The organism is uncultured Turicimonas sp. (assembly GCF_902477955.1).
In the GTDB taxonomy this organism is placed as follows: Bacteria; Pseudomonadota; Gammaproteobacteria; order Burkholderiales; family Burkholderiaceae_F; genus Turicimonas.
Genome location: NZ_CABSJB010000058.1, coordinates 1 through 11,090, shown reverse-complemented (window position 1 = coordinate 11,090; position 11,090 = coordinate 1). Strand labels below are relative to the sequence as shown.

At 44.8% G+C, this 11,090-nt stretch carries 10 protein-coding genes and 1 pseudogene; 2 read left to right on the top strand and 9 right to left on the bottom strand.

Going from position 1 to position 11,090, the window contains the following annotated elements; all coding sequences use genetic code 11:
* Together RDK53_RS11725 and RDK53_RS11720 are read right to left on the bottom strand one after the other, a co-directional pair.
* Positions 1-529 (bottom strand): DMSO/selenate family reductase complex B subunit (locus RDK53_RS11725; RefSeq protein WP_308515092.1); only part of this gene is annotated, 529 nt, incomplete at its 3' end.
* A gap of 15 nt (positions 530-544) precedes the next feature.
* Entirely contained in the window at positions 545-2,911 is a 2,367-nt protein-coding gene (locus tag RDK53_RS11720; protein WP_308515090.1) for a DMSO/selenate family reductase complex A subunit, read from the bottom strand.
* A gap of 677 nt (positions 2,912-3,588) precedes the next feature.
* Here RDK53_RS11720 and RDK53_RS11715 point away from each other — a divergent pair.
* Together RDK53_RS11715 and RDK53_RS11710 are read left to right on the top strand one after the other, a co-directional pair.
* A complete protein-coding gene (locus tag RDK53_RS11715) occupies positions 3,589-3,840 on the top strand; it encodes a type II toxin-antitoxin system RelB/DinJ family antitoxin (RefSeq protein ID WP_308515088.1) in 252 nt (83 codons plus the stop codon).
* Between the two features lie 36 nt (positions 3,841-3,876).
* Positions 3,877-4,092 (top strand): annotated as a pseudogene (locus RDK53_RS11710) (Txe/YoeB family addiction module toxin); the annotation flags it as partial.
* 84 nt (positions 4,093-4,176) lie between these two features.
* Here the strand turns inward: RDK53_RS11710 and RDK53_RS11705 are convergent.
* The 7 genes from RDK53_RS11705 to aat form a co-directional block, all read right to left on the bottom strand.
* Positions 4,177-4,965: a type 1 glutamine amidotransferase domain-containing protein gene (locus tag RDK53_RS11705; protein ID WP_308515086.1), complete on the bottom strand. Its 789-nt coding sequence runs from the start codon at positions 4,963-4,965 to the stop codon at positions 4,177-4,179.
* 121 nt (positions 4,966-5,086) lie between these two features.
* Positions 5,087-5,896 carry an IclR family transcriptional regulator gene (locus RDK53_RS11700; protein WP_369910919.1) on the bottom strand — a complete coding sequence of 270 codons (810 nt, stop codon included), beginning with the start codon at positions 5,894-5,896 and terminating at the stop codon, positions 5,087-5,089.
* Positions 5,897-5,940: 44 nt separating this feature from the next.
* Positions 5,941-7,935, bottom strand: a complete 1,995-nt coding sequence (locus RDK53_RS11695; RefSeq protein ID WP_308515082.1) for a (Fe-S)-binding protein — start codon at positions 7,933-7,935, stop codon at positions 5,941-5,943.
* Positions 7,936-7,948: 13 nt separating this feature from the next.
* Positions 7,949-8,452: an RNA 2',3'-cyclic phosphodiesterase gene (gene thpR, locus RDK53_RS11690; protein WP_308515080.1), complete on the bottom strand. Its 504-nt coding sequence runs from the start codon at positions 8,450-8,452 to the stop codon at positions 7,949-7,951.
* The gene (locus RDK53_RS11685) at positions 8,410-9,510 is read right to left on the bottom strand and encodes a quinone-dependent dihydroorotate dehydrogenase (RefSeq protein ID WP_308515078.1); all 1,101 of its coding nucleotides are present in this window, start codon (positions 9,508-9,510) and stop codon (positions 8,410-8,412) included. Before RDK53_RS11685 ends, thpR begins: the two co-directional genes overlap by 43 nt.
* Positions 9,494-10,300, bottom strand: a complete 807-nt coding sequence (locus tag RDK53_RS11680) for an arginyltransferase (protein ID WP_308515076.1) — start codon at positions 10,298-10,300, stop codon at positions 9,494-9,496. The genes RDK53_RS11685 and RDK53_RS11680 overlap by 17 nt, the downstream gene beginning before the upstream one ends.
* Positions 10,297-11,055 (bottom strand): leucyl/phenylalanyl-tRNA--protein transferase, encoded by a 759-nt coding sequence (aat, locus tag RDK53_RS11675; RefSeq protein ID WP_308515074.1) that lies wholly within the window; start codon positions 11,053-11,055, stop codon positions 10,297-10,299. The genes RDK53_RS11680 and aat overlap by 4 nt, the downstream gene beginning before the upstream one ends.
* Positions 11,056-11,090 lie beyond the last annotated feature (35 nt).

The following is an 11,090-nucleotide window of genomic DNA, read 5'->3' as shown; positions in this document are numbered from 1 at the left end:
CCGGATCAGGAAGTGGAGCCACGGAAGCAAGAGTACCGTGTTTCTTTCTTAACTCTTCAATATCACCGAATTCAATAGCTCTGTCTACGCAGGCTTCAACGCATACCGGCTGCAAACCGATAGAGGTTCTGTCTACGCAAGCATCGCATTTTTGAATCTTATGGGCTTTTGGATTAAGTTTAGGAGCACCGTACGGACAAGCAGCGGCGCAAGCTCCGCATCCAATGCACTTGTTAAGATCGACGAGAACGATGCCGTCTTCAGCACGTTTGTAATGTGCTTTTGTCGGACATACTTTCACGCAAGCCGGATCTGAACATTGATTGCATCCCAATGAAAGATAGTAAGCAAAAACTTTTTCCGGAGACCAGAGACCGTCTTTGTCTTTCTTCCATCCGCCGCCTTCGTATTCATTTACCGTGCGGTTATAAAGTCCGATAGGTGTGTTCTTGAGGTCCGCGCATGCAATTGTGCAGGTTCTGCAGCCTGTGCAACGGGACAGATCAATAAAAAATCCTTTTTGTGCCATTTTGTTCTCCCGTTATTAAGCTTTGCGAATTTCAACAAGAATGTTGTGCTGAGCGTTGCCCTTAGCCAAAGAGCTCGGGCGGTGGTTGGTCAATGTATTAATACATCCGCCGACGTCAACAACTTGTCCGTTGATAGTTTCCGGTTTGAACCAAGCGCCCTGCGGGATAGTACAGACGCCCGGCATAATGCGCGGAGTGACTCTGGCAGGCAGAAGAACGGTTCCTCTGTCGTTGAAGATATAAACTTTATCTCCGTCTTTAATTCCTCTAGCCTCAGCATCAAGAGTATTCATGATAACGCTGTCGGGATGAACATCTCTAAGTCTCGGGAGATTGTGGAAGGTAGAGTGAATTCTTCCGTGACCGTGATATCCGAAACACTGAAGCGGATATTTCTTCTCGAGTGGATCTCCCGGCATATCCCAAGTGCTGTAGAAAACAGGAATCGGAGAAATGATGTCTCCCTCCGGAAGCGTCCAGTCTTTAACTCTATTGGCAAGGGCTTCGGAATAGATTTCAATCTTGCCGGATGGAGTCTTGATCTTGTTAGCGACCGGATCCTTTCGGAATGCTTCAAGAGCGATGGTATCTTTTCTTCTGTTCCAGACTTTAGCCATACCGTCTTTCCAGAACACATCGAATTCAGGAAGTTCAGGCACTTTCTTGCGGGTTTCGTTATAGCACCAGCGAACCCAATCTTCTTGAGATTTTCCTTCGGTATAGGCGTCTTCTAAACCGAGTTCTTTTGCGATCAGGCGGCAGATTTCCCAGGAAGGTTTCTGTTCAAACTGCGGATCAACAGCTTTCTGGATAGCGAGCATGCATGCAACATCGCCGGGGCTTCCGCCTTGGCAAGCCATATCAACGGTTTCAGGTCCCAAAGTATCCGGGAGAAGAATGTCTGCGTAACGGCAGCTTGGAGTCATCATGTTGTCGCAGACAACTAAGAATTCCAAGTCTTTTTCGTTTCTGAGAACTTTATCCGTCCAGTTGCAGTCGCCATGCTGGTTAATCATGGTATTGCCGCCGGAGTTAATGATCATCTTGATATTCTGAGAAAGTTTTTCAACGCCCTTAACACCGTCAGTGGTGCGGGACATTTCCTTACCTCTCAAAATTGCGTCAGTCCACATATAAACCGGAATAGTGGCTTTGACCGGGTTCTTACCGACAGGCAGATACACGGCGGGGAACGGAGTATTGCCTTCGTGTTCACCGGCGTTTGTGCCCGGCAGACCGATTTGTCCTAAGAGGATTGGGACCATAGAAATGGCACGGCAGGTATGCTCACCATTTGCTTGACGCTGCGGACCCCATCCCTGAGAGACGAAGAGCGGCTTTGTTGAAGCCATTTCTTCGGCTAAATCCACAATAGTCTTGACAGGGATACCGGTAATCTTTGATGCCCATTCAGGAGTCTTAGGCTGTTTGTCAGGTCCGTTTCCAAGGATGTAGGACTTGTAATCGGAGTTCTTCGGAGCAGAAGCCGGAAGCGTTTTTTCGTCATATCCGACACAGTATTTATCCAAGAAGTCTTGATCAACCTGATTCTTGTTAATCCATTGATAGGCGAGGGCAGCAACTAAAGCAGCATCAGTTCCCGGACGGATTGGAATCCATTGGTCAGCCTTAGTAGCTGCGGTATCCGTAAAGGCCGGATCAATAACAATAACCTTCGGCATATGTTTAGTGACTGCCATATCGATTTGATAGCCTTTACCGCCGCCGGAAGGTCTGGTAGAAGAAGGGTTATTGCCGAACAATACGTAAAGATTAGAGTTAGCAACTTCGGACGGCATAGAAGCGGGACGTCCACCTAACAGATAGGGAAGAGCTTCGCTGAGCTGAGCATTAGAGTAAGAACCGTAATACTTTAAGAATCCGCCCATTAAATTCATCAGACGCTGCCAAGCTCTGCGGGAGCTGACAATAGATTGTTGGCCGGAGCAATACTGCCAATAAATCGCATCATTACCGTATTGATCGCGGATTCTCTTCCAGTTATCAGCGATAGTTTTAACGGCTTCATCCCAAGAGATTCTTTCGAATTTTCCTTCTCCTCTTTCACCGACGCGTTTCATCGGATATTTAAGACGATCTTCCGAATAGATTCTTTCTCTCATGGAGCGTCCGCGCTGGCAGGCGCGAAGTTGTCTTGGAGATGGGGTTGCATCAGGCAATGAGTTATCAGTTTCGATTCTGATAACCTGGCCTTTTTTGGTGAAGCAGCGGACCGGGCAGCGTTGTCCGCAATTAATGACGCAGGCGCACCAAGAACTTGATTCGATTTCGGGAAGTGCTTGAGCGACTGCAGAAGCGAGAGGTGAGCAAGGTAAACCTACAGCTGTACCTGCTTTTAAGAAGTCTCTCCTTGAAAGCATATTTAGTTACTCCTTTTTTGAGTACTTGATTGGGGTTGGTGTGATTTGGGATATGAAAAAATTATTACTTCTATCTCATCTGTTGTCACTAAGGAAAAGTACGGAAACCTGCGTTAATCGGTACCAAAAATAAAACCAGACAGGAATTCAATGGTGAAAGGAAAAAGATATGCAGGAATTGCAGATTATGTTGAGAAACATTCAATCCGTGGGAGTTAGGAGCAACGGAGTGGAACAAGTTCCACCGGAATTTGACCGGTTTTAGACGAATTTCGTGTAAGTCAAGAAGCTGTGGGTGGAAGGGAATTTATTCATTGTTGAGGGTGCGGATGTCATACGTTATGGCTGCGTCCTTCGTCTTTCTCCAAGAATAACAGGATTCTCAAGATGCTAAGACCGAGCCAATAAACGCATTATGAAGAAATCCGGGGTTAATTAAGGGGAACAAGGATGTTTTCTTAAATTTCGTAGTACTTAGACCGTTTAAGCCACAAAATTCCCTCAGGTTTAGTGGTCGATTGGACTTGAAATCATGGGTTTCAGGTCTTTTTTTTACTTGGAAAACCTAAAAACGCAACGACTCAATTTCTGTATTTTAGGAAAAATAAGTAATATTTACTAATGTAAGTCAAGTAATTACAGTAGTAATGATTCAGTAATGAATAAGGACTGAAAAAATGGCTAATCTGCAGGTGAGAATTGACGATAAGCTTAAAGCGCAAGCCCAAATTGTTGCTGAAAGCATGGGACTTGATTTAACTCAAGCAGTTCGTATGTTCCTTCATCAAATGGTGCGGGAAAATGGTTTGCCGTTCCGTCCCATGGCCGATCCTTTTTTTGGTGAAAGGAATATGCGGCAATTGGAAAAAGTTGCTAAAGATCTAAATGAGCGTCGACATGTACAACTCCATGATTTAATTGAAGGATAACATGCTCATTTGGCATGACGATGCTGGCTTGGGTATTTCGAATGGAAAAAATTAGACCCTAAAAAATTCTCAAAACTCAATTCTCTTATTAAAGAAGTGATGCGTGACCCTTTCTCTGGCACAGGAAAGCCAGAACCTTTAAAAGGAAATCTATTTGGATTTTGGAGTCGAAGAATAGACAAAGAACATCGCTTGGTTTACAGAGTTCGCGAAGACGGAATCGAAATAGCGCAGTGCAGAGGACACTATTAAAAAGCGCCCCATGCAAACCATACAATGAGGCGCTCATCATTAAAAACTTGGATGCGGAGTAGTCCAAGTTTTTAATAAATTTAATTACATGCAGGACAACATTCCATAGCCTACGCATGCTGCGGAAGCGGGATTCTGACCTGTTACTAAGCGATCATTTGTGACAACGTGAGACTGGAAGTTATCGGATCTCTGGAAAATACCGCCTCTGTCGCGAATGGCTGTCTCAAGAGCAAATGGGACGACTTTGCTCATGCCGACAGCATCTTCTTCAGAATTTGTGAAGCAGTTTACGTTCTTACCGGAGACCAAATACTGTCCGTTAGGAAGTTTCACGTTAACTAAGCCGGCTGGGCCGTGGCAAACAGCACCAATTACGCCTCCATTGGTGTAAATGGTTCCGCAAATATTTTGAAGCTCAGGATTATTCGGCAAATCCCACATGGCACCGTGGCCGCCTGCGTAATACATGCCGCAGTAATCAGAAGGAACAACTTCAGTAGGTTTCAGTGTATTGGCTAATTTGGCTTGATACTGTGCATTATTCTTAAATTCCATATTGACGGGATCTTTAGGATCAAAACCCTCTGCTGTTGGTTCACCGCCTTTTGGAGTGACAAAATCAATTTCATATCCGGCATCAGTTAAAACTTTCCACGGATGGCTGACTTCAGAATAAAAATAACCTGTAGGATTGCCGGTTTCAGGAATTTTATTGCAGCTTGTCAAAACAAAAAGAATCTTCTTATCTTTCTGTGCTGTTGCAGGAGCTTGGGCCGGCGCAGGATCCGCCCCGGCAGCTGAAGCAACTACAGGTGCTAATAAACCGCTGGCCGCAATACCGGACAGAATAGTTCTACGAGAAATTGACATAACTTCCTCCTTCATAATTGGTGGATGAATTATAAGAAGGAGTTAGTAGTTACCCGAATGTTTTGTTCGATATGGGCTCGCCTATATTAAGAGGAGAAAAATTTCTAATTTCTGTTACGTATTACTTGAAATCAGGGCGAACGTACAGTTCTCCTGGCGTTGCCACAAACCCAAGGTGTTCGGAAATATCGTCTGCACAATGTTTCAGTTCGCTAATCCAGACGTCCTGCATTTGACTTACCGGCGAAGAAATGGAAAGACAGGCTACAAGCTTTCCGGAGTCGTCTCGAATACCGGCGGCAATACAGTGAACGCCGGTTTCTAGCTCTTCAACATCATGGGCAAAACCTAAAGCCTTTACACGAGATACTTCGGCTAGAAGCGTATCAATGTCCCCAATGGATTTAGGCGTGTTCTTTTCCAGATTAGTTCTAAGAGCGTAGCCGCGGATTTTTTCAAATCCGTCCTCAGCTAAAAAGAGCTTGCCGGAACTCGTTGTATGTAATGGAGCTGTAGCCCCAATGGTTCTGACTACTTGAATTCCCGGTCTTTCACGCATGATTCTGTCAATGTAGACGATAGAGTCGCCTTGACGAATAGAAAGATTAACCGTCTGTTTGGTCAAATTGTGGAGCTTGACCATAGAGTTTCTGGCTTTTTCACGAACGGACATTCTTTCTCTGACTAGATTGCCGAGCTGAAGAAGACGCAGGCCGAGACGGTACGTTCCGGAGGTGAGGCCCTTTTCAACGAAACGCAGTTTTACTAAGTCGGTGATGATACGGTGACAGGTCGAGATATGAAGATTCGTTTCCTCAGCGATAACTTTTAGATTTACCGGCTCAGAGTGTTGAGTTAAGACACGCAGAATGCAGCTTGCGCGGTCTAACACCTGAATATTCGCTTTGCTGGAGTTGTTTTCCATATTAATTACTGTCTTCCGTAAAAAGGCCGTGTCCGAGCACGGCCGTGGAATTATTTTATATGTTTTGCAACTATTTCTGCAATATCTGACAATTGAATTTCAGATAGTGAAGTATCCTGAGATTTTGCAGAATCAAACATGGATAAACAGAAAGGACAAGAGGTAGCGATATTCTTTGCTCCCGTATCGTTAACGATAGCTTTGAGTCTAATAACGTTAAGTCTCTCGCCCTTATCGTTTTCGCTCCAGAATTGACCGCCGCCGGCACCGCAGCAGGTGGTGTTGCATCCCCATTCCTTCGGATTAACGTAATCAAGATTTTTAATCTTATCAATGATGAATCTCGGTGCGTTAATAATTTGGTTGTAGCGTGCCAAATAGCAGGCGTCGTGAATGGCGAATGTTTCTTCCTCTCCGTCATTAACTAAAGGCAGACGGCCTGCGTCCAGCTGTTCGGCAATGAATCTGACATGAGAGATAACGTTGAATTTTCCGCCTTCGTAATCCGGGAAGTCGTTCTTCAAGGTGTTGAAGCAGTGAGGACAGTGAGCAACAATTCTGCTGAATGTGTACTTTCTCAGATTTTCTATGTTCATCAAAGTCTGGCATTCAAACAAATACTCTTCGCCGACTCTTCGAGCTAATTCTGCGTTGCAGGATTCTTCCTGCATAACGGCAAAACTTAATCCGGAAGCTTTCAGAATCTTGATCATTGCTTTGGCAATCTTCTGATTGCGTTTGTCATAGGAAGCGGAACATCCAACCCAGTAAAGTAGGTCATAGTGTTCTCCTTCCTTAGCAAACGGGACGTCAAGACCCTCGGCCCATTTGAATCTTTCATCCGGATCCAGCCCCCATGGATTGCCGACACTCGAAATATTCTGCAGAGTCTTGGCAACGCCCGGCGCGAAATGTCCTTCTTCCATTGCAATGGAACGTCTCATCTGCATAATCGCACCGCCGATTTCAATCCTCGAAGGACATTGTTCAACACAAGCCCCGCAGGTTGTACATGCCAACAAAGCATCTTTAGAAACGGCGTTTCCGATAAGCGGTTCGTCAATCGTCTTGTAGTCCCCATGCATTGTCTTTTTAAGCGAAAGTATTATTTCGCGGGGATCCAAAGGTCCGCCGGCACGGTTGACGGGACAAACCGCTGTGCAGCGTCCGCATTCAGTACAAGCATCAAAATTCAAACGGAACTGCCAATTAAATTGGTTGAATTTGGAAATTCCGAAGCTTTCCTGTTCTTCAATTTCGGCAATTCTTGGGATATTGCCTCTCGGCTTTGTTTTTTGCCAATAAATACTCGTCGGAGACTTGTACATATGAGCAAAATAGGTGCTTGGGATCAAGGCAACAAAAATCAAAGCGATAATGCCGTGGAATAACCAAAGAATGAAATGCTGCGAATGAAGCTGTTCTTGGCTCATGCCGGAATAAAAGACGGTAGCCAGGAAGTTCCCGACAGGAGAATAAACCGCATATTCAGGTTTTTCAGCAGCCAGACGGAGAGCCTCTACAATGTATCCGGTGATGATAATAAGTGCCAAAGATCCTAAGATCATCAGAAAACGGCCGGACTTTTCGAATTGTTTTCCGCCTTTAACAAAACGGCGGTAGAAGGCCATTCCGAGGCCGATCAGGCAGACCACACCGGCAATATCAAGAACAAACTTGTAGAAATAGTAAGTTCCTCCGGCTAGGAACTGCTGACCGAATATTAACTTTCCGATATCCCAGTCTAAAACTGCAATGACAGTACCGAAGAATAAGAAGACAAAGCCCCAGAAAATCCAGAAATGAAGCCAGCTTCCGAGAGGTTTACGGGTAATTCTCTTTTGTCTCAGAGCTTCGGTTTTGATAAAACCCCAACGTCTCTTAGTTTCAGGATCCACTGCAAACGGCTTGCCTGCTTTCCAAAGAAGATAAGACTTATAGATGCCCAGCCCGCAGATGACGCAGGCAGTGAGACCAAGAACATAAATGGCGATAATGGCCCATAAGGGGATATTCCAAAATCCAGGGCGGGTTACGATATCCATGACTTTTTCCGGATTAAAGTTTAATGTAAGTCAGTTTATTATTAATTTTGATGCCGGACTGAAAAAGTTCCGGTTTTTCTATTGACATGTAAATAGGTTCAAAGCTGATTTCCGGCACAACGGAAGCTTTTCTAGCCAAAGAAATATGAGGCCGAAGAGGTTTGTCATCAAAAGAGAAACCGTGTTGACGAAGAAGTCTTCTAACTTTCTCACCCAAGGCTTCGATAGCAGGAGAGAAAAGGCCGGCAGCATAAACGATCTTATGTTTCGAGAATGCACCAAGCCGGTTAATTTCCCAGAAACTCTCAGCTTCCCACTTAAAAGAAAGAAGATCTTTAATCTCATTGACCCTTGAGGTGTCTGTTTCACCGATATAAGCCAAAGTAATATGGTAATTAAACGGTGAAATCAGACGAGCCTTAGGATTTACCTCGGCAATCTCCTCTCCGAATTTAGCTAGCCTTTCCTGAACCTCTATGGGGCAGGGGATGGCGATGAAGGTTCGGATACTGGGCATGATGTTTGATGGTTAGCTCTCCATTGAGCAATTGCCTGAACGCAATCGGCCACTAACTCCGGACCTTCAAAAATAAAGCCGGTGTAGAGCTGAACAATTGAAGCTCCCGCTTCCATTTTTTCAACGGCATCCGAGGCGCTCATTACGCCGCCGCTAGCAATAATCGGAAGAGCACCTTTGAGATGCTCGGACGCCAGACGCGTAACTTCTGTAGATCTTTCCATCAGAGGACGGCCGGACAAACCACCCGGTTCTTTTTCCAGCGGATGACCAAGGATGGCTTCTCTGGAAATAGTGGTGTTGGTACAGATAACGCCGTCCATTCCATTTTCAACAATCACATCCAAAGCTTTTTTAATCCCGTCGTCAGAAAGATCCGGAGCGAGTTTTACAGCGATAGGGACGTAATGATCTTTATTAGCTGCCTGTAGCTCTTTTCTCTTCGCTGCAATAGCAGCTAAAAGCTTATTCAGTTCTTCCTCAGCCTGTAAATCTCGCAAATTCGGAGTATTCGGAGAGGAAATATTGATAGCAATGTAATCACCTGACATGTAGAGGCGATCCATACACTTCATGTAATCGTCGATAGCTAAGTCGTTAGGAGTTACTTTGTTTTTGCCGATATTGACGCCTAAAATTCCGCCGCGGTTACGGAAAGCGCGGGCACTCTGTAGGTTTTTCGCAACCTGAATGGCGCCGACGTTATTAAATCCCATTCTGTTAAGAATGGCATCGTCCTCGACAAGACGGAAGCATCTTGGTTTCGGATTACCGGGTTGGCCTTTCGGTGTCACGGTACCAATCTCAACGCTTCCGAATCCTAATGCTCCGAAAGCTGTCACATGTTCTCCGTCCTTATCCATACCGGCGGCAAGTCCAATACAGTTAGGAAATCTTAGTCCCATGACATTAATGGGATCTTCAGGAACCGGACGTGTTACGAGCTTGTGAACTCCAAGCTGTGTAATCCAGTCCAGATTGGACATAATAATATGGTGCGCTTGTTCAGGAGTAAATCTGAAAAGGGCTGTCTTCGCCAGTTTATAGAGGGAGTTCATAATCTTCCTTTTCCTGATTTAAATAACTATCGTTGCAATCTTGAAATTCTTTCCATTGTTCCTGTACAAAAACTTCCAAGGGCTGGAATTTTGTTTTGTAACTCATGTTAGGAACATCATCAATCCAAAACCCTAAGTATAAATAGGGCAAGCCTCTCTTTTTCGTTTCTTCGATTTGACGAAGAATGGCATAGGTGCCGGGAGATCGTTTCATCTCCGCCGGATCATAAAAGGTATAAACCGCCGAGAGTCCGTCCGAGAAGATATCCGTAATGGAAACCATCACGAGTTTTCCTGATTTGTCTCGGTATTCAAAAAATTCAGTTTCTCCGACGGTATTTACATAATATTTCTGAAAATCGTCTTTCGTCGTTTCTTCCTCTTCTTCGTCACTCTTGTGGCGTACGGAAAGATAAGTTTTTAAAAGTTGGAGATATTCAGACGTGTTTTGAGGTGCAGCAATCCTCATAGAAAGATCTGCGTTTTTCTTAAGACACTTATTGAATGTCCGGTTTGGTTTAAAGCCATCAACCTTAAGCCTGACAGATATACATCTGTCGCAGCCGGGACAATGCGGGCGATAAAGATTTACGCCGCTTCTTCGGAATCCGAAGGAAGAAAGAAGCGTGGCACATTGTTTGCCGATTCTCGTACCGGGGGAAGGGATAGCAACAAGAAGGCATTCCGTTCTGCTCTTGTCATAGCTGCAGGTAAATTCCCCGGTTGAACCGAGCCATTCGGGAGCAAGACATTCAGGGAGATCTTTATTTTCTTGAGAGATATCGCTCATAACACCTTCTCCAAAAGATCGTTTAACGGCACACCGCGATAAGAATCCCAGTCGACGGGCGGCAAAGAGCAAGATTCTTTGAGATGCTGCTTAAATTCTGAAAGTGGAACAGGGAAGGCTCCCAGACTTTTTAAATGCGAGGTTTCCTGCTGGCAATCAATCCAAGGAATATCTTCTTTCATACAAATACTCACTAAAAGAGAAAGAGCAACCTTGGAAAGATCGCTTTCTTTAGAGAACATTGATTCCCCGTAGAACATCCTTCCGAGACTAACCCCATAAAGTCCGCCCAACAGTTCTTGATTAATCAGTACTTCCACGGAATGAACCAAATTTCGCTCGGCAAGAGCCAGATAGCTTTGCAGGATTTCATCCGTAATCCAAGTTCCGTCCTGACCTTTTCTTGGCTGAGCACAAGATTCAATAACTTTTTTCGTGCACGAATCAAGCTTCAAAACAATTTCTTTATCTTCATATTTAAATTGAAGAGCTCTCTTGAGTCTTTTCTTTAGGGAATGGCTGACTTTAAAGTTTTTAGTTTGTAAAACCATTCGAGGGTCTGTCATCCACCAGAACACAGGCTGTCCTTCCTCATACCAAGGAAAAATCCCTTGAGAGTATGCAATTGGCAGTCTTTCCCACTCCAGATGGCGCGTTACGCAAACTATTTCATCCGGCAACCCGAAACCCAACGGAAGTTCGGGAAAAGCTTCTCCGGGCTCAAAAGTAAAAAGATTTGTTCGGTCGAATCTCAATTATTCTTTCCCCGGAGAAGCTTTTCCCGAACTTC

Excerpts from the sequence above, each read along its gene's own strand:
- RDK53_RS11720 (WP_308515090.1), bottom strand. The coding sequence starts at position 2,911 with ATGCTTTCAAGGAGAGACTTCTTAAAAGCAGGTACAGCTGTAGGTTTA.
- RDK53_RS11715 (WP_308515088.1), top strand. The coding sequence starts at position 3,589 with ATGGCTAATCTGCAGGTGAGAATTGACGATAAGCTTAAAGCGCAAGCC.
- RDK53_RS11705 (WP_308515086.1), bottom strand. The coding sequence starts at position 4,965 with ATGTCAATTTCTCGTAGAACTATTCTGTCCGGTATTGCGGCCAGCGGT.
- RDK53_RS11695 (WP_308515082.1), bottom strand. The coding sequence starts at position 7,935 with ATGGATATCGTAACCCGCCCTGGATTTTGGAATATCCCCTTATGGGCC.
- thpR (WP_308515080.1), bottom strand. The coding sequence starts at position 8,452 with ATGCCCAGTATCCGAACCTTCATCGCCATCCCCTGCCCCATAGAGGTT.
- RDK53_RS11685 (WP_308515078.1), bottom strand. The coding sequence starts at position 9,510 with ATGAACTCCCTCTATAAACTGGCGAAGACAGCCCTTTTCAGATTTACT.
- RDK53_RS11680 (WP_308515076.1), bottom strand. The coding sequence starts at position 10,300 with ATGAGCGATATCTCTCAAGAAAATAAAGATCTCCCTGAATGTCTTGCT.